This is a genomic window from Leptospira alexanderi serovar Manhao 3 str. L 60 (assembly GCF_000243815.2).
Taxonomy (GTDB): domain Bacteria; phylum Spirochaetota; class Leptospiria; order Leptospirales; family Leptospiraceae; genus Leptospira; species Leptospira alexanderi.
Genome location: NZ_AHMT02000049.1, coordinates 10,001 through 28,026, shown reverse-complemented (window position 1 = coordinate 28,026; position 18,026 = coordinate 10,001). Strand labels below are relative to the sequence as shown.

At 39.1% G+C, this 18,026-nt stretch carries 13 protein-coding genes (1 of these 13 cut by a window edge); 7 read left to right on the top strand and 6 right to left on the bottom strand.

Annotation, left to right across the window (positions count from 1 at the left end; genetic code table 11):
* Nucleotides 1-213: 213 nt before the first annotated feature.
* The 4 genes from LEP1GSC062_RS15110 to LEP1GSC062_RS15095 all read right to left on the bottom strand — a co-directional run bounded on the left by LEP1GSC062_RS15110 (nucleotide 214) and on the right by LEP1GSC062_RS15095 (nucleotide 5,742).
* Nucleotides 214-669: a DsbA family protein gene (locus LEP1GSC062_RS15110; RefSeq protein WP_010579102.1), complete on the bottom strand. Its 456-nt coding sequence runs from the start codon at nucleotides 667-669 to the stop codon at nucleotides 214-216.
* Between the two features lie 325 nt (nucleotides 670-994).
* On the bottom strand, nucleotides 995-3,454 hold the full coding sequence (locus LEP1GSC062_RS15105) for a hypothetical protein (RefSeq protein ID WP_020984741.1): 2,460 nt from the start codon (nucleotides 3,452-3,454) through the stop codon (nucleotides 995-997).
* Nucleotides 3,447-4,868, bottom strand: a complete 1,422-nt coding sequence (locus LEP1GSC062_RS15100; RefSeq protein ID WP_039942282.1) for an MDR/zinc-dependent alcohol dehydrogenase-like family protein — start codon at nucleotides 4,866-4,868, stop codon at nucleotides 3,447-3,449. The genes LEP1GSC062_RS15105 and LEP1GSC062_RS15100 overlap by 8 nt, the downstream gene beginning before the upstream one ends.
* Before the next feature lie 97 nt (nucleotides 4,869-4,965).
* Nucleotides 4,966-5,742 carry a class II glutamine amidotransferase gene (locus LEP1GSC062_RS15095; protein ID WP_010579099.1) on the bottom strand — a complete coding sequence of 259 codons (777 nt, stop codon included), beginning with the start codon at nucleotides 5,740-5,742 and terminating at the stop codon, nucleotides 4,966-4,968.
* Nucleotides 5,743-5,863: 121 nt separating this feature from the next.
* Here LEP1GSC062_RS15095 and LEP1GSC062_RS15090 point away from each other — a divergent pair, with 121 nt between their 5' ends.
* The 6 genes from LEP1GSC062_RS15090 to LEP1GSC062_RS15060 all read left to right on the top strand — a co-directional run bounded on the left by LEP1GSC062_RS15090 (nucleotide 5,864) and on the right by LEP1GSC062_RS15060 (nucleotide 14,406).
* A complete protein-coding gene (locus LEP1GSC062_RS15090; protein ID WP_020984710.1) occupies nucleotides 5,864-6,970 on the top strand; it encodes a glycosyltransferase in 1,107 nt (368 codons plus the stop codon).
* On the top strand, nucleotides 6,967-9,720 hold the full coding sequence (polA, locus tag LEP1GSC062_RS15085) for a DNA polymerase I (protein ID WP_020984744.1): 2,754 nt from the start codon (nucleotides 6,967-6,969) through the stop codon (nucleotides 9,718-9,720). Before LEP1GSC062_RS15090 ends, polA begins: the two co-directional genes overlap by 4 nt.
* A 545-nt stretch (nucleotides 9,721-10,265) precedes the next feature.
* Complete coding sequence (locus tag LEP1GSC062_RS15075) at nucleotides 10,266-11,063, top strand: hypothetical protein (RefSeq protein ID WP_010579096.1); 798 nt, start codon at nucleotides 10,266-10,268, stop codon at nucleotides 11,061-11,063.
* 268 nt (nucleotides 11,064-11,331) lie between these two features.
* The gene (locus tag LEP1GSC062_RS15070) at nucleotides 11,332-11,778 is read left to right on the top strand and encodes a hypothetical protein (protein ID WP_039942316.1); all 447 of its coding nucleotides are present in this window, start codon (nucleotides 11,332-11,334) and stop codon (nucleotides 11,776-11,778) included.
* Between the two features lie 676 nt (nucleotides 11,779-12,454).
* Nucleotides 12,455-13,234: a GNAT family N-acetyltransferase gene (locus tag LEP1GSC062_RS15065; RefSeq protein ID WP_020984735.1), complete on the top strand. Its 780-nt coding sequence runs from the start codon at nucleotides 12,455-12,457 to the stop codon at nucleotides 13,232-13,234.
* Between the two features lie 86 nt (nucleotides 13,235-13,320).
* On the top strand, nucleotides 13,321-14,406 hold the full coding sequence (locus tag LEP1GSC062_RS15060; RefSeq protein ID WP_010579093.1) for a hypothetical protein: 1,086 nt from the start codon (nucleotides 13,321-13,323) through the stop codon (nucleotides 14,404-14,406).
* Between the two features lie 555 nt (nucleotides 14,407-14,961).
* Here LEP1GSC062_RS15060 and LEP1GSC062_RS15055 read toward each other — a convergent pair.
* Complete coding sequence (locus tag LEP1GSC062_RS15055; RefSeq protein WP_010579092.1) at nucleotides 14,962-15,297, bottom strand: LIC10421/LIC12816 family protein; 336 nt, start codon at nucleotides 15,295-15,297, stop codon at nucleotides 14,962-14,964.
* Nucleotides 15,298-16,677: 1,380 nt separating this feature from the next.
* On the opposite strand from LEP1GSC062_RS15055, the gene LEP1GSC062_RS15050 reads away from it, so the two are divergent.
* A complete protein-coding gene (locus LEP1GSC062_RS15050) occupies nucleotides 16,678-17,100 on the top strand; it encodes a VOC family protein (protein WP_010579091.1) in 423 nt (140 codons plus the stop codon).
* Nucleotides 17,101-17,184: 84 nt separating this feature from the next.
* Here LEP1GSC062_RS15050 and LEP1GSC062_RS15045 read toward each other — a convergent pair whose 3' ends face one another.
* Nucleotides 17,185-18,026, bottom strand: partial view of a helix-turn-helix transcriptional regulator gene (locus LEP1GSC062_RS15045; protein ID WP_020984706.1) — the 3' portion only. Its footprint extends 190 nt past the window's final position; 842 of the gene's 1,032 nt are visible here — the last part of the coding sequence; its start codon lies beyond the right edge, outside the window — the gene reads right to left on this strand; it ends in the stop codon at nucleotides 17,185-17,187.

Here is an 18,026-nt window from a genome sequence, read left to right as displayed (position 1 = left end):
AAACAAATTCTGAAATTGTAGGAATTTCTACTTTTAGAAAATTCTTTCTTATTTTCTTAGGCCGAACTCACGTTAAATTATAAAACGATCGTCTGCAATGTTTGACTACTTATTAAATACCCGTCTTTTAAATTTCCGCATAAAAATAGATTTGAATATTATAAAAATACAATATAACAAACATTTGGCAAATAAAATAATTCCAAAATTGCTTCAATTCCTCAAGAGCATTTTCCAATCGGTCATCTCCCCAAAAAGCCCTTCGCCGATAAGAAAACCGGGGGCGCCAAAAATTCCAAGTTCGATCGCTCTTTCGGTTTGTTTACGGAGAAGGTTTTTCGTTTCCTCTTTTTTAGAGTTCTCAACGATCTCCTCGTCTTTTACTCCAAGTCCGTTTAAAATGAGAATTAGAACTTCAGGATTAGAAATGTCCAAGCCCTTTTCGAAATTGGCACAGAAAGTCTCGCATATAAGGATATCCAAGGTTTGTATACATTTGTGATTGTGATTCTGGAGGCAAGTAGCCCGTTTCTTGGAAACTGTTACAAATCCGATTCCGTATTTACGACTTCTTCTTTTCATATCCTTCCACATATACTTTCCTCTAGAAGGGAAAAGATTAAAGGGAGAATCGTTCCAGCCCTGTTTTTTAAAGATCGGACCTAACAAAACGGTCTCCATAAAATTTCTACATTCAAGTCCCTTAAGAGGTTTTCGATTCTCATTACGGAAAGATAGGAATAAGTGCTTGCAAATTCAAAAAAGAATTCTATTTTTTGCATATGATTCCATCCGTCTAAAATTTCAGCAAAAATAAACAACTTCGAAACAAAAGAAAACACAAACTTTCCCTACGCCAAAATTAAGTTAAGATTTTTTCTGAAAGTGGGTCCGGGCCTATAAACCTTGAAGATCGCCCGGAGAGGGGGTAGCAAAAGACGCTTAACGCGGCTTTTGCGAGGGGGACTCCTCCCCCACTAAACCCTTTAAAAAGTCAGATCGGATTTCCCCAAGTATCGATTTCATGATCCACAGCATAAAGTCGGGGAGGTAAGATTTTTCCATTTTTGGATTGATTCACCATTCCCAACGCCACGGACGCAAGTTGCCCGATGATCGCGTCCATTCCTTCCGTCGGAACTCCGTAAAACAAAAAATTAATCGGACTTAAGTCGCTTAACAAAAAAAAGGTTTTTTCGATCTCTGTGCCTTCTTTGGAAACAAAAAAACTCACTTTTCCGCCCTGATCAATTCCGGATTGAGGATCCAAAATTCGATCGAACTCCAATCGAACCGGATAGCCGCCGATCCTCTTATCTTCAGAAAAAGAGAGCCGATCGATCCAGTGAATCAAGTCCGTGTATTCCGCGGTTTTTGTGGAACCGGAAGCCACTAAAATTTTCGATTTGGTTCCGTTGAGAATGAGATCTTCGAAATGCTCCTGTTTTAAGATCGAGCATCCGATAACTCCAAGAATCAAATCCCTGGAAAGAAATTCTTCTCTTGCAATTTCATCAATCGTTCTATAATTAAGCCTTTCCGATTTGGTGAATTTAATATCGACTTGAATTAAATCCCGATTGGTCTCATGCAATCTAGACTCCAAATACTCGCATAAGTAAGAACCAATATTTCCCTTTGCTCCGAGAATTAAAATCTTCCTCGAAGAAAGAATCATTCCTTGTCCGTTTAAAATCGCTTCGATCGCGTTTAATATCGAATAGGCGACTTCTTTGGATTCTTCCCTTACTTTCTGATCGGAAATTGCTATGGAAAACGCAGGCAAAAACAATTTTTGGTTTTTATCTTGGACACTTTTGAGTCTGTCATAACCGTTCCGAGTATGCTCTACAGTGCCGACTAACGTTTGCGACAGAAAATCGGCAACCTTCATTTTAGGGGCTTCCCTTACTACAGAATATTCCTTACAAAGAAATTCCATATCCTTTCCGGAAAGAGCAAACTCATTGAAAAAAGGAGCCACATACCCCCCGTCTTCCACTAAGATCGTCTTTTCCTTTTTTTGATACGAATCCAAAAGAAGATTCAAAAAAAGATGTCCGGAAAGAAGTTTCATCGCGTCAAAAAAACCAAGTTTCTCTTTCTCCAACCGATCATACAAATTTTTCAGTTTTGAGGAGTCGCTATAAAGAGAAGAAACGGAATAATAAATCTTGTTTTTAAGTCCCACTTTGAGTTGAAGACCGGACATATAAAAATGATCCGTAGGAACGTCCAAAAGAACATCCAAATAATTCGCCGGAACGACTCCCCCGTATTTTACAAAGGCTACTGTGAGTTGTTTAGAACCAAGCCTTCGGAAAGTTTCGATCAAAGCGATAATTTCCGAAGTGATATGATGTATTAGAAAAACGTTAAATTCAATCAAATCGAACCTGTGATTTTCTCGGTTTGCTATTTTTTCCAAAATCGGCATTCGTTTGAGATAATGATCCAGATCCAGAGTTGTTCTTTTTACGTTGAAGCTGAAGTTCAAAACACGATCCAGCCTGGAAAGATCAATGTAAACCCCTATTTCGTCCGCAAGCTGAGCCCTAACCGTAAAACCCTCTTTTAAACATTTCGTAATTTCTTGATCTTCTAATATAAGAAAAATCTTTTTGAATAAAGGAAGAGCCTCAACCGGATTAGTTTTTATGATTTCATCCGAAAACGTTTTATCCCAGAATACGCTGATTTGATCCAGTTTGCCGAGAGGCGTTTTTTCGATTTGTTCAAAAACCTTAGAAAAAGAACGGTTTTCCTCCACGTAGAATTTTTCACCACGTTGCGCCGCGCTTAAAATTCCGTTGTTGATCGCTTCCGCGATTTTTGTGCTTCCGGCGATAAAAATCCGGGAACCGATATCATCCACGATTACGTGCGGAAGAGCCGTAAGGTCGATATTGGCTCGATCGTAATTTTCAACCGTCAATCGGAAGAAAAATTCTCCCGGCTCCTTTTGATTCGGAACTCTTTCGAGGACAAATTGATAATCTATGTTTTCATTCGGACTTGTGTGGTGAAACGGAAAAACTAACGCGTAGGCGGGGCAAGTTTCGGGATTTTCTCCGTAAAATTCCGGATGGATCTTTTTCGCCCAAACCTGTCTCTGAAAAGTTCCAAATACAGTTCGCAAATGATCCTGAAACTCTTCTTTAAAAAGGAGAATATCTTTTAACACCCCGGCTCTTGCATAAATTTGAATATACCCGATATGCATATTCAAAAGTTCTTGATTAATATTCGGATTGATCTTGTAAAAGATCGTAACGTCTCCGATTCCGTTCTGAACCTGTTCGAAAACTTCTTCTCCTAAGGTTCTAGAAAGTATGGAAAGTCCCGTGAAAATCCGAAGATTCTTCAAATCGAGCTCCAAAATTCCGTCCTTACCTTCTTTCAAAGTCGGCCCGAGAGAAGTTTCTAATTCCCTAAATGTGGAGAAATCAGGCATGTTCAATCACTACTTTGATTGCTTCCGGTGTACGAGCGGTCGTAAACGCCTGAGAAAGACTTTCTGGAGAATAAATATGAGTCACCATATTCTTCTCCAGAGCCTCCGAAACTTTTCCGTTTTCCTGCAGGAGTTTGATAGCGAGATGAAAATCCCCACATCGGGAAGAACGAATCGACTTACCAGCATTCAAAAACTCTAATAGATGATTTCCCTTGGATTCCCCTTTGAAAAGAATTGCGCTTCTTGGGCGAATGAGAGAATTCTCGTGACGATGGCTCGGGCGAATCAAAAGATCGATTTCCTCGGCGGTTCCTGCAATTCCTAAATCGAAACGGGGTACGTGACCTTCGAAATCCTCGGAAAAAAGGATTTTTTCAGCTTCCTCAACGCTTCCGTAATATACCTTGAAGTGAGACGGTAGAGAGATTTTTCCAGCGTTAGGCGCAATATAAACGGTTCGATTGGAGCGAACTTCTTTTTCCCAGTGAAAACCCAAATTCTCATCCGTGAATTTCAAAAGGGATAGTTCGTCGACGACCAGCTCCGTAAGCTTTCTGACACCGAAAACTTCCTGTCCATTCGTGGTTTTAAGATGTAACTCTCTATTTGAAAGCTGGAGCGCACTTTCAAAGCCAGACGTAGTGCTCGTTGTGTCATAGACAATCGCAAAACGGTCTTTGAGAGACTTGATGTTTTCTTTTCGGAGATCGATGGCTTCATCCGCTCCCAGATCGAGAGAAAGTTTTAAAAGATGATCGTGTCTCGCTAAAGCGGAAATTTTAAACCGGATTCCGGAATACTCTCTAAAGGCGACTAACGCAGATACGACAAGACTTCCCAATCTTCTCGGACCTAAGACCGCAACGTTGTCACCGTTTTTAGGCGGAGAAGCAATCACGGCTTGTAAAGAAGCGGCAAATGGTTCGATCAAAACCGCTGTTTTATCGGGAAGATTTCGAAAAGGAATCGCCGCACTTTGAGGAGCCAATATGTAAGGACCGAATCCGCCCGGAAGCCTATCGATGCCTAAAACCTTTCTTTCGGGACTGTGAGACGGAATTCCTTCCTTACAAAATTCATCGAAAGGAATTTCTCCCCTTGCTTCAAACGTATCATTGATCTCGACAACGTATTTTTGTTTGATCCCGTCGCGAAATTCGACGTCTTCCGCGATGACCTCGTGTCCGATTACTTGCGGAAGCGGAAATGGAAGAAATCGTCGGGAAAGATCCGTGGAGCAAACTCCGCAAAGTTTGGATTTTAAAAGTTTATAACCCGGGCCTAGACGGAGATATTCTTTTCCGTTTCTGGAAATGTCCCAACCTTTTTCCAAACTTCCTTCGAACTGATAATCGGCCTTTTCGAATGTATCGTCCGAACGATAGTCCATAGCTGAGAATTGAATTTTCATTACATCTACCCTTGGTTAGACAAAAAATCTGAGTGAACTTAGATTATTTAGAATTTCTGTCAGTGTGGAACTTGCTTGGATTCCGACAAATCCATTCTCACCGATTAGAAAATACGATTTGACCTTTTCTCCAAACGGAAAACTCGCCCGGTTGACAGATCATCCATTCTTCATTAGAAGTAAGAGGCCTAGTTGCGATCACAGTGACTCTATCTCCCGGAGTTGTGACTTTTCGAAAATCCACGCTGAGATCCGCGTCGACAAGTCGGGCCTTTCCAAAGGGAGATTTTCGGGTGATCCAGGAAAGTTTCGTGGAACAGAACGTGTATAGATTTCTGGAATCGCTGAAGAGAATGTTGGAGACTCCTTTTTGATGTAGTTCCCACATCAAAGATTCGACTGCTTTGAAAAGTTCGGCTTCTTTCTTAGGAGGATTTTTGAACTTCTTCTTCAACTTTCCCAAAAGCCAACAGAACGCATATTCCGAATCCGTGCTTCCAACCGGTTGAAAGTCACCGAGGGATTTTTCTTTGATTTTTTTGAACTGTCCGTTATGAGCAAAAGTCCAGTGAAAGCCCCAAAATTCCCGAACAAATGGATGTGTATTTTTTAGGTCCACTTTTCCGTGGTTTGCCTTGCGAATATGACTGATCACAATTTCACTTTTAATCGGAAGCTTTTGAACGAAGGCGGCAATTTTAGATTCTACACCCGGCGATGGATCGTGAAAGATCCGAAGTCCCTTCCCTTCATAGAACGCAATCCCCCATCCATCCTTATGAGGTCCTGTTTTCCCTCCTCTTTGTACAAGACCGGTCAGACTGAAACAAATATCTGTCGGGACATTCGCGCTCATACCGAGAAGCTCACACATTCCATTCTTCCTTGAGTATCGTTTAATATATTAGAACAATTTTCGCGAAAACAGAGCCATTCTGTCCAGTGATTTTTTAAGGATTCCTTGCAGAAATGATAGGTAGCTGGAAACTGAGCCGGTGATTTTACACATAGACACGGAAACAGGCTGGAGAGGGGGAGAAAGACAACTCCTACTTTTGGCAGAAGGCTTAAAAAAGCGAAAAATCCCCCAACTCATCGTAGGCAAACCCGGATCAGCTCTGGAAGGACGGTGTTCCGACCATGGGCTTTCGTTCCAAGCTCTCAACATGAGGGGAGAATGGGATCTTGCATCCGTCAAAGCAATCCGAGCGGTAGTTGAGGAAAAAAAAATCAAACTCATTCACACGCATACGGCAAAAGCACATACGCTTGCCTTGTTTGCAAAATCAAAACTTCCCGATACAAAACTCGTAGTTTCCCGAAGAGTCGATTTCAGTATTAGAAAAAACTTATTTTCAATTTGGAAATACAAATCGAAACGAAACGATCTTTTCCTGACCGTATCCAATAGAATTCGTGAAATCCTACTTCGAGACGGAGTCGATCCCGCAAAGGCCGTCACTGTTCATAGCGGAATTGATTTCTCTTTTACGAAAAAACTACCCGATCCGACTCTCTACAAAAAGGAATTTTCAATCAAAAAAGATACGATCGTGATCGGGAATGTGGCCGCACTTGTAGATCACAAAGATCAAAAAACTCTTTTGAACGCAATTGCAAAGATCGATCCTTCCAAGAATTTCAAAGTTTTTATTGTCGGCGAAGGCGAACTGAGGAAAGAATTGGAAAACCTCGCCGATACATTAGGGATTTCCGATAAAATAATTTTCACCGGCTATAGAACCGACGTTCCGGATATCTTTTCTCTTTTCGACATTTTCACGTTGACCTCCAAGGAAGAAGGACTCGGAACTTCTATATTAGACGCCATGGCGGTCGGTCTTCCAATTGTCGCGACCAAAGGCGGAGGAATCGGAGAAATGCTGACCCACGAAAAAGGAGCCTTTCTCGCAGAAGTCGGAGACTCGGATTCCTTAGCAAAATATTATGAAATCCTTATGGATGACGTAAAACTTCGCAGAACGTTCGGAAGCTTCAACAAAGAATCCGTAAAAAGATTCTCCATCAAAAACACGATTCGGAAAACGGAACTCGCCTATTATTCCTTTTTAGGCGAAGAACTCTTCGGAGAAAAAGAATGAAACGTCTGCTTATCATCGACGGGCACGCATTTGTATTTAGAGCGTATTACGCATTCGGGGCTTCCAATCTCACAAATTCCAAAACCGGAAAGCCCAGCGGAGCTACATTCGGTTTTTTTAAAATGCTTTTTAAACTTCTTCAGGATTACACTCCGACCCACGTAGCGATGACCTTTGACCCCGGAGGCCCCCTGGAAAGAGGAAAAACTTTCGAGGACTACAAGGCCAATCGGAAACCCATGCCGGAGGATCTTCGTCCTCAGATAAAGGAAGTGATGGAAACCCTCGAAAAGATCGGCTTTAAAGTCCTGAAAATGGAAGGTCACGAAGCCGACGATATCATCGGAACTCTCTGTGAAACGTACCGAACAACTGCGAAAGAGATTCTGATCTTTTCCGGGGATAAGGACTTATATCAATTATTAGAAAAAAAGAATATAAAAATGCTTCGCGGAAAAAAAGGAGTCACCGAATTCGTGGAAATCGATTCCACATGGGTAAAGGAAGAATTGGGCATAGACGTAAAACAAATCCCCGATTATATGGGAATCGTCGGCGACACTTCAGATAACATTCCCGGTGTGAAAGGGATCGGCGACAAAGGAGCATCCAAACTTCTTCAGGAATACAAAACTTTAGATGGGATTTATAAAAATTTAGATAAGATCAAAAACCCTTCGATGCAAACGAAACTTTCGGAACAAAAAGAAAACGCCTATCTTTCCAAACAGCTCGCAACGATTCGAAGGGATCTGAAATTAGGAATCACAGAAAAGGATATAGAGACGCCCGATTACAAATCGGACCATGCGATTATTTATTTCAAATCACAGGGTTATAACGTTCTTTCGAGAGACCTCGCCAAATCCGCAGGGAAAGAGGTCCCCAAAGATTCCGAAACTATCACCGATACACAGGAAGTCCAAACAATTCCCGCCGGAGAAAAAGGAACTTATAAACTCATAACGACCATAGAAGAGCTTTCAAAAATTTGCAGAGGACTTCTGAAATCCAGAGTTCTTTCGGTAGATACGGAAACCACTTCGCCAAATCCCGCTATGGCGAAACTTTTGGGAATCTCCTTTTCCAATCAAGAAAAAACAGGCTTCTACGTTTCCGTAAAAAATAACGCTTCCTTATTTCAAGATAAGTCCTTCAGCTTGGAGGAGGTTCAAGAACATTTGGGCCCAATATTGTCCAGTCAAATTCCGAAAGTTGGACAAAACATCAAATACGATCTTATCGTATTAGAAAATCATGGTTTTGTATTGAATAATATCCAATTCGATACGATGCTCGCTTCCTACGTAATCCAACCAGAAGGAAGACGTCATAACATGGACGCTCTTGCAAAAGATCTTTTGAATTACGACACGATCACTTACGACGATCTTGTCGGCACGGGAAAGAAAAAGAAAGAGCTGACCGACATCGATCCGGAGCAGGTTGCGGAATACGCGGCCGAAGACGCAGATATTACCTTTAGACTCTACCAAATTTTTCGGAAGAAAATCAAGGAATCGGGAGTGGAACCGATTCTACGGAATATAGAGATGCCTTTGATTTCCGTACTCGCGAAGATGGAAAAGACCGGCATCGCTCTCGACGTTCCTTATTTCGAGGAATTGGCTCGTGACTTCGATCGTGAAATCCGTCACCTGGAATCCGAAATTCACAGACAAGCAGGTAGATCGTTTAACATCGCTTCTACGAAGGAGCTACAGAAAATTCTTTTCGACGATCTAAAATTAAAAATCGTCAAAAAAACTCAAACCGGTTTTTCCACCGATCACGAAGTATTAGAAGAACTGCTGGGAGAACATCCGATTGTAGAAAAACTTTTGGATTATAGGAAGTACACCAAGCTCAAGTCCACGTACGTAGACGCTCTTCCAAAAATGGTAAATCCTCGAACCGGAAGAATTCACACAAGTTACAATCAAACAATCGCGGCCACGGGAAGATTATCTTCTACGGATCCGAATTTACAAAACATTCCGATTCGAGACCGAGAAGGTAGGCTACTTCGAAAAGGATTTACCGTTGATTCCGATGAGTATGAAATTTTAAGTTTGGATTATTCTCAGATTGAACTTAGAATTATGGCTCACATATCCAAGGATCCCGCGATGTTGGAAGCGTACAATCACGGCTTGGATATTCATATAAGAACCGCAGCCGCTCTGTACGGAGTACCCGAAAAAGAAGTCACACCCGAAATGAGAGATAAGGCCAAGGTCGTTAATTTTTCCGTAATCTACGGAGTGACCCCCTACGGACTCAGCCGCAACCTTAGAATTCCGAGAGACGAAGCAAAATCATTTATCGAACGTTATATGACACAATATCCGGGAGTGAAGAGTTATATGGAGTCGATGGTAGAGTTTGCCGAAAAAAACGGTTACGTTCAAACGTTAACCGGTCGTCGTCGTCCAATAGTTGACATTAACAGTACTCACAAATCCGCGAAAGAGGCGGCAAAAAGAATCGCGATCAATAGCCCAGTCCAAGGAACAAGCGCGGATATGATAAAGATTGCGATGATTAATATCCACGAGGACATCGAGAAAAAACATTACAGATCCAGAATGTTATTGCAAGTTCACGACGAACTTGTCTTCGAAGTTCACAAAAAAGAAAAGGAAGAATTCAAAACCTCCATGAAAAAACATATGGAAAATGCGATGCCCTTGGATCTTCCAATCCTTGTGGAAGGAAAATTCGGAGTTAACTGGGACGAAGCCCATTAGAATTTACGACAAAACTACAAATATGAGTTATTCTCTATCTCATCCTAATTTTTAAAACGAATTAGGGTATTCGTATATACTGCAGATTCGAAGAAATCTATAGCCGATAATTTATTCTCTGAAGAAAAAACTAAAACGGGAAAAAACGATATTGGAACCGCAAGTTTTTTCGGAAATTTTTTCCTCAGTTTTTGTAACGAACACACAGTAGAGCACCGAAGAATATGATTGAACTGAGTCTTAGTCTTTGCGGATGGCAAAACGAAAACCGTTTACAAGCAGGTTCGATACGTTCAAAAAAATAAGTCGAAAAGTTGGAAAACACGATATTGGGTTATTCCGATTCGAACGACAAACGGTATGGGCGAACCTGGTTTTGAAATTCAGCTTTGTAAGATTGCATACTTGTATGCCGATTACTACATTCGACTTTGAATCATTCTTTTTTCACCGAGGATTCTCCTTGAAAAAAAAAGAAATACTAAAAGATCTTGATAGAATCAAAAAACAAGAAGATTTCGTTTTAAAAACCTTCTATACTTTATATGGCTAAATCGAGTTATAATAACCCTAGATTTTTCGACTTCGTATACGACGAATTCCTAACTGTCGGTTTAGATGATTCGATTTTTTCGTTTCAAGAGGGTAATCTTTTTAATTCCTTAACAAGAGAGAATATTTTGGAGTTGTTGGAAATCACCGGAGTTCTTCCAGAAATTCGAAAGAAAGGTTATCAAAAAGTTCAACTTGAAATCTCGGGTATGGGACAGGACTTTCAAAGGCTCGTATTAATTTTCGATAAGGAGATCTTATTACATCTTCGTCTGAGCATACAAGAATATAGGTTAGAAATCAACGATTACTACTTTAAGGAAAAGTATCTCATCATCAATTGGTTACAGACACGTCATCCGAAATATCAATCTATGGATAAAAATCGGCTGTATCCCGGACAAGACGTTCCAGGGCTTGGAATCTTTCACCAAATTTCCGATTTTATAGGATTCTTAATCTTGTCTCTTCGATTGAACGGCGCGGTAATTCGTCCCGAGTATTTTCATGATGCCGTTTTATTTTCTAAAAAATTCCGCTTCCTAACCCCGGAAGCGCAAGCTCTGTTTTTTGCCCTAAGAAGGGATTTTAAAAACGAATCCATTCGTGGAATTTCCACCCATCTTCACTCCGGTAAAGTTCGTAATCATAAGAACGTTCTTGAATGGAAAGCGGTTGAAATGATTCTGTTTTTGGAAAAAACTTTAAACTCTTTCGTCTTCAATAAGAAGTTCGATAAAAAAGTAAGTAAGATCTTAGATACGATCAAATTAAGCGTTGCGGAAACATAATTAGGCGAAAATTTTGGATATTAGAGTTGTTGAAAAATTAATTCTCTATCCGTTTCTGCCCTATTGGAATGGGCGTTTGAAGCGGTTTTGTTAATCTGAGTCACGGAATTTTTCAACAACTTTATTGTTTTTAACGAACAAAAAGATAAATTGATGTTCAAAAAGGAATATTAGAGTTTTTGAAAAACCAATATCTACAAACGGTTTTTCCTATTCGTTTTAGAAGAAAATTAATTTTTCAATAATTGTATTCAGGATATTAATGTTAATGTTATCACAACTTGGTTTTACGATTCTAAACAGAAAAGGATTTACATCGAGTTCAAGTTACACAACCGAACGTTCATCTCTTGATTTTTTAATCAATAAAAAATCCTTGCTACATAAACTCGACAAAGATAGTGATTTCATGGGCTGTTTTGTGAAAGGGTTTGATAACTTAGATATTTATAAAGAATTATTACTTTTACAGCTACCTAAAACTGACTCTGGACGATCTTTAATTTATATTTGTCCTGAATGTGGGGATATAGGTTGTGGCGCATATGCTTGCAAGATTACACTTGATAGTTCAAAGTATATATGGAGTGATTTTGCATATGAAAATGGTTATGAAGAACCGTATTTACTAACAAATATGGAATCTATTTTCTTTGATAAAACTGAATATGAAAAGATCATGCAGAAAGCTTTAAATTTCTTCAGAACTATATAACGAAACACCGAATATTTTACACTCCAACGGCGCTTTGCAATAAAAACTTACGGTACTAAAATTTATAGAACTCCTTAATACCAAAACACAGCCGTTCTAAAAATTGTCGCTGTGCTTCATTGATCGCTTGTAAGCCTCGTCACATTCACCCTAAGAGTTTACGTTATATTACAAAAAACTATTATGATAGGTGATTTTCTCTTAAAGATTTCAAAGAAAGATTCTTTAACGTGAGTTTGGCGAATGAGAAAGAATTTTCTAAAAGTATGAGCTCCTAAAATTTTAGAATTTATTCGTAAAATCGTGATTCGCGGTAGTTCCCACATTTTAGGAATCGATCTGCAAAATTCAGATCTTAACTTTTTTAGAAAAATGAATCACTCCCGAACTCACATTATTTACAACTTTACTCATCCCTATATAATAGAGTGTTCAAAATTCTGTGTCTAAACGGGGATTTATGCTAAAATTAGCGGTACCCCTTTATATAGAGATCAGTAAAATCTCCCCGACAAATCTTTAGAAAAAATCGTTTAAAACCTTTTTAAATGATTTTCACGAGGTTTTAGAAGTTCACTTTTTTACCGAACCAGTCATGGAAATTTATTTCTCATGTAATCTGAACATAAACAGAACGAACAAAATAATGGGTTATCTAAAATCGAAGGATGCTACTATGGGAACAAATTTCGTAGGTAATAATACCAAAACAGAACGAAAACTGGAAGTTCGAATCGCCGAAAACCAGTTGGAAATAGAGCGCACTCTCGCACTTCGTTATGAAGTTTTCAATCTAGAATTGGGCGAAGGGCTTCCCCAATCCGCGGCAACGCGCAAAGACAGAGACGAGTATGATCTTTTTTGCGATCATTTAATCGTGATCGATAAGAACCGAGAAAACAAAATCGTTGGAACGTATCGAATTCTCCGTAGATCCGTTGCAAAACAAAACCTAGGCTTTTATTCCGACAATGAATTCGATATCACTAAAATTTACGAATTGGACGCGGAAACCGCAGAGATAGGAAGAAGTTGTGTTCACCCTGAATACAGGGACGGATCCGTGATTTCAATGCTCTGGGCCGGGTTAGGAGCTTATATGCAGAAACATAACGTTAGATATCTTTTCGGATGCGGTTCAATTCATCATACCGACACGCAATCCGCTAATGAAGTTTACGCTTATTTAAAATATAAAAACGCTCTTGTAAGAAAAGAATTCGACGTAATTCCTCTTCCGGGTTTTGAAATTCCGGGCTTAGATCCGAACTATCAAGTGGATGATATGAAAGCCGTTTATAAAAGAATTCCGGCCTTGATTAAGGGATATATCAGAGCGGGTTCTCAAATTTGCGGAATCCCCGCTTGGGACAAGGTTTTTAAAACCATCGACTTTTTCATTCTCTTCGACGTTCATGACATACAATCCAAATACGGAAAACGTTTCCTAGATTAAAACACACCACACCGGAACCCCCTTGACGGGAGTTCTAGCGTTTTATTAATATCTTTTTAAGCATTCGCTTAGAGATATCTTTCCTGATGAAACAAAATGAAATAGATTTTCAACACCCTAGTATCCGAGATCAAATCCGATTTTACTCTTTGGTCGCGATAGCCGGAATTCTGATGGTTGTCGCTTATCAATTCGGATCTCCCTCTTACTATTTAGGCTGGTTTGCATTTTTTATCAGCGCATTTTCCGTAGCCGGAAACGACGCGGTACAAACAATCGGAACTTTTATAGAAAGTAAAAGAGCAGTTCACTGGGTCTCAAAGTTAATTGTTTTAGGAGGGACCGTCGTTATCATTTTTTTAGGTACTTGGATTTGGAATGATTTCCAGATTCATTTCGGGCGTTTGGAAAATTTTCCAGAAGTTCGAAGATTCAATCTTATACAACTTTTAGCTCCATTGATTCTAGTCGTAATCACCCGACTGAAGTCTCCTATTTCAACCACCTTTTTGATCTTGGGACTTTTCAGCGGAAGTAATATCGAAAAGATGCTGACCAAATCCTTTTTCGGTTACGGAATCGCATTCTGCGTTGCAATTTTTGTTTGGGGAGTTTTGGTAAAAATCGATCCGAAAGAATATACTGAAGATCACATTCCCGATCCTAGAAGTGAAAAACGTTGGGCTATTTTTCAATGGTTATCCACAATTTATCTTTGGATCGCTTGGTTACGTCAAGACGCGGCAAACATTGTAATTTATCTTCCCAGACAACTTTCCATCTTAGAATTTATCCTCGCAGTCGGAATACTTGTCGTTGCTTTAGGAATCATTCTTTATACAAACGGCGGAACTATTCAAGAAATTGTAACTGAAAAATCGGATATTCAATGGTCCAAAGCCGCAACAATTGTGGATTTGGTTTACGGCACCATTCTGATTGTCTTTCATGAATGGAGCCAAATGCCCATGTCGACCACTTGGGTATTTTTAGGAATGCTCGCAGGTCGGGAAATCATTCTCAACTTCATGACTTTTAGGGATCTTCCTTACTTGGAAACGTTTCGAAAGGTAGGAAAAGACGTGTTGCTTGCATCAATGGGAATCGCTGTCAGCATTTTTATTTTCATCTTAGCTTCTCAAATTTACCCGGGTACTGCCTCCGGACTTTAAAATAAAATATTTAAATATTATAATTATTTAATCTATAACCCCACCCAAAAAACCTTAAAAGAAATCAGTTACAATCATTCACTAAATTCGTAATAAAACGTAGGAGTTCCCACGTTTTAGGAATCAGTGAATAGGAGTCAGGGTTCAGTTACATTTTCCTAATAGATGGATCAGACTTTAACAAAGGTTAATTTTTCTCTTCTGTAAATTTACTGAAATCTGATCTCTGAAATCTATCCACTAACATCTAAAACGTTCCCACATTCTTAAAGTTTTGGGACAGACTCTGATTTCGTTTCCGTTCCGGATATTTACGTCTTCCAACACGAAGATCGTTCCATTTTTACGTTTCAGATCGAGGAGCCCGATTAAATCGAATGTTTGGTTTGCCTATTCCAAAATTCATTTGTACTCATAAGATGAAGGAATACATACGCTCATATTTTTCATTCAATGTGTCCACTTCCCATAAATCTCAAACGATTCATTGCAATAAAAAAGGCGCCTGAAAGGCGCCTTTTTAGTCTCGGTCTATCAAACAAGATGAATGGAGAATTAAAAATTTCCAAGAACAGATTGGTATCTTTGAACTTCTTTTTCCAGTAATTGGGCTTGCTTCAGATATTTTTGAGATTGAACATTACTTGCGAGAAATTTTCCGCCGGTAGATCTTCTTGCAAGTTCTCGAAGCTCTTCGGCTCTATTCGCCTTTTGTTGCGCAATCGCTTTCAAATAATTTCCAACCGCAGCCTTTTGTTCTTTAGTAACCGCACTCTCAAAGATTGCCTTTTCCAAAAGCTGATCTTCAACTTCTTCCGACACCGCAAATAGAGAACTTGTAGCGAACAAGCCGAGAAGGGAAATTATAGAAATCAGTTTGTTTATTTTCATTATTGAACCTCAGATGAACATTTTCTTCGAAGAACGAATCCCCAATACTAACTTGACCTACCGCCTTAAGAAATAAATCAAAAAAAAATTGCACTTCCTTTTTTTAACAACCCATTCGAACACTTTATGAATTCTGCATATTCTATTTCTATGAAGCACTCTTGACTAAAAATGGCCGGAAACCGTACATTTCTATTCTAATAAGCTTAGTATTTACAATTTTTTTCTGAAATTGATTCCAACAAATACAATATATAAAAGTATGTGCAATCAAAATACGATTGCCAAGCTTCAATACAGTGACTTTCATTTTATAAACAATTTTTTTCTAAATTACTTTTACAAATGAGGAATCTATATTCATTATAATTAAACAAAGTTCTATTTTGGAAAAAATTTGAATAAATGCTTAACTAAGTAGCTATTGCTTAATTTTTAGGCATCTATTTTTTAGAAACAGAGAATATATTGAACAAATTTTCTAAAAATTGAAAGATCTTATCGAAATTAAAATCAAGTCTTTTAAAAATTCACCAAATCTTATTCGCCAAAATAGAGCTCTTTTAACGTGAGTTCGATATAACAAAATGCGAAAGCGATTATTATGTTGCGATCGTAGGCAGCAACATTGAGTTAAAGCGCGGTCGCGAGCGATTTTATCTATGAAATTCGCGAGCTGCGACGACGACCCGCAGAGCGACCTAAACACCGACCCATAGGAAGGTGTTTGCTGAGTTCAGGAAAGCTCTGCGCCTGAGTTCAGGGAGTCGTTGCACTTTAGTTTCTTATTCGCCCAAACGTTCTTACGCCGAACTTACGTTTTTAGGAAAATCTATGAAAAAGAAAGGAGTTTTACAAATTCCAAACAAAACGGGAATTATATGATTCTATCTTATTTGTATAAAGAGACATATTTTAATACTGAACCAAAAATTCTATCCGTATTCTCACTTTCCTATGTTGACCATAGGAGTTCCCACTTTTTTAACGTGAGCAGGGTCGTAAGAATCCATGTTTCATTTTCTAAAACAACTTGGAATCTGAACTTTGTAAATCTATTCTTAAAATGTGGGAACTACCACAAATCACGATTTTACGAACAATTCTAAACTTGTAGGAACTCCTACTTTTAGAGAATTCTTTCTCATTTTCTCCACGAACTCACGTTTTTTAGTACTTCAAAAGGAAGTAAAATCCTGAAACTTTAAAGTCGAAAAAAATTCTCCCAAAATCCGCAAAAATAAGATAAAACCAAAACTCACCTTGAAAAAACTTTGGGAGTTCCCACAAAATCTCCCCAAAAAAACAAATCTAAAAAAATTTCAATTCTACAAATTGCCATTCCCAAAATCGTGAAGATTTGGAAAAGGAGAGATTATTATGAAATACCTTCACACTATGATACGGGTCTTAGACCTTGAAAAAGCTCTGGATTTTTTCTGTATAACTCTAGAACTCGTCGTTGTTCGTAAAAAAGAACATCCTGAAGGCAAATACACTCTCGTTTTCCTATCGACCGGAGAAACCGACGCACCCGAAATCGAACTAACTTATAACTGGGGACAAAAAGAACCCTATACAAGCGGAAGAAACTTTGGCCATTTAGCTTTCGAAGTGGAAAATATCTACCAAACTTGTTCCAAAATCGTTTCCAGAGGAATCATAATCAATCGCCCTCCACGAGACGGAAGAATGGCCTTCCTTCGTTCCCCTGATCTCATTTCAATCGAACTTCTCCAAAAAGGACACGCACTTCCACCGGAAGAACCTTGGGTATCCATGCCCAACACCGGAGAATGGTGAATATTCTTCTCTCCGTTTCAAACTTTAGATCTTAGGTAAAAATTTAGAGACTGTCCCCAAAGCCTTAAAATAAATCAGCCACAATCATAAGGATCTGTAATTAATTGCGATTTGTTCCATATACTTCCTGAAATCCGAAGCTACGGACGCCGGAAGAATTGATCGAATCGAATCTCTCGCTTCGATCAATAACGGGAAAAGTCCTTCCCTATTCGTGACCTTAAGTCGAAACGAATCTCTGGAAAATTCTTCATAAGAAATTTCTGATATTGAATTTCGAACTTTGTACGAGAATTCCGGATCACAAATTAATTCGACTTCAATCGGATCATGTACCTGAAAGAGAGCAGGATGCAAAACCCAATCCTGTGAACTCTCCTTTTTTTGTCCTTGAGGTTGATAAAGAGGATTTTCCGCGATCGCTTCCACCCTCGTGATTTTGGGAATAATGAATCTCCTTCTTTCTCTTTTTTTTCTGTCGTACGCGAGAAGATAATAGTCCTCCGAATTTTTTCGAATCAACCGAATCGGATCGACTTCCACCCGATAGGTTTCTTCCGGAAAGGTTTTATAATATAGAAATTGAACAGGAGATTTCGTTTTTAAAGCTTCTAAAAGTTTTTTCAAAAGCTCTTCCGACTCGTTTCCTTCCACTTGACTCAACGACTTTTGAGTTTTCAGATCCATTTCCAATTCGGGATAAACGTCGAGTTTTCCCTCGAATAACTTTTGAGACAAAGAATACAGTTCCAAAGAAGGAGTTTCTTGATACGATCTAAGAATCGCTTCTGCGAGCACCCGCAATTCCTCCTTTTCCAATCGCAATTCCCGATTGGATACGTTTCGATCGAGAACGTAACCCTCCTGTGTGGAACGAACCAAAAAGCCGAGTTCCCCCAACTCCTCCACGTCTCTGGAAAGTTTTT

Excerpts from the sequence above, each read along its gene's own strand:
- LEP1GSC062_RS15105 (WP_020984741.1), bottom strand. The coding sequence starts at position 3,454 with ATGCCTGATTTCTCCACATTTAGGGAATTAGAAACTTCTCTCGGGCCG.
- LEP1GSC062_RS15100 (WP_039942282.1), bottom strand. The coding sequence starts at position 4,868 with ATGAAAATTCAATTCTCAGCTATGGACTATCGTTCGGACGATACATTC.
- LEP1GSC062_RS15095 (WP_010579099.1), bottom strand. The coding sequence starts at position 5,742 with ATGTGTGAGCTTCTCGGTATGAGCGCGAATGTCCCGACAGATATTTGT.
- polA (WP_020984744.1), top strand. The coding sequence starts at position 6,967 with ATGAAACGTCTGCTTATCATCGACGGGCACGCATTTGTATTTAGAGCG.
- LEP1GSC062_RS15075 (WP_010579096.1), top strand. The coding sequence starts at position 10,266 with ATGGCTAAATCGAGTTATAATAACCCTAGATTTTTCGACTTCGTATAC.
- LEP1GSC062_RS15070 (WP_039942316.1), top strand. The coding sequence starts at position 11,332 with ATGTTATCACAACTTGGTTTTACGATTCTAAACAGAAAAGGATTTACA.
- LEP1GSC062_RS15065 (WP_020984735.1), top strand. The coding sequence starts at position 12,455 with ATGGGAACAAATTTCGTAGGTAATAATACCAAAACAGAACGAAAACTG.
- LEP1GSC062_RS15060 (WP_010579093.1), top strand. The coding sequence starts at position 13,321 with ATGAAACAAAATGAAATAGATTTTCAACACCCTAGTATCCGAGATCAA.
- LEP1GSC062_RS15055 (WP_010579092.1), bottom strand. The coding sequence starts at position 15,297 with ATGAAAATAAACAAACTGATTTCTATAATTTCCCTTCTCGGCTTGTTC.
- LEP1GSC062_RS15050 (WP_010579091.1), top strand. The coding sequence starts at position 16,678 with ATGAAATACCTTCACACTATGATACGGGTCTTAGACCTTGAAAAAGCT.